This window comes from Neokomagataea anthophila, from assembly GCF_018122595.1.
GTDB classification, from domain to species: domain Bacteria; phylum Pseudomonadota; class Alphaproteobacteria; order Acetobacterales; family Acetobacteraceae; genus Gluconobacter; species Gluconobacter anthophilus.
Genome location: NZ_JAGRQH010000277.1, coordinates 1 through 210, shown reverse-complemented (window position 1 = coordinate 210; position 210 = coordinate 1). Strand labels below are relative to the sequence as shown.

1 protein-coding gene is annotated in these 210 nt (G+C 63.3%); it reads left to right on the top strand.

Annotated features, from left to right (window positions below):
* Positions 1-210: selenium-binding family protein (locus KB213_RS12675; protein ID WP_249110588.1), on the top strand; the 210-nt coding region annotated here is incomplete at both ends.

Here is a 210-nt window from a genome sequence, read left to right as displayed (position 1 = left end):
ATGCCGAACACCGGCGACGAGTTTCACCACTTCGGCTGGAATGCGTGCTCGTCGTCGCTGTCGCCGCTGACCGGCCATGCGTTCCTCGAGCGCCGCTTCCTGATCATTCCCGGCCTGCGCTCGTCGCGCATCTACGTGATCGACACGAAGCCGCATCCGACGCAGGCGCGCATCCACAAGATCATCGAGCCCGACGAAATCTTCGCGAAG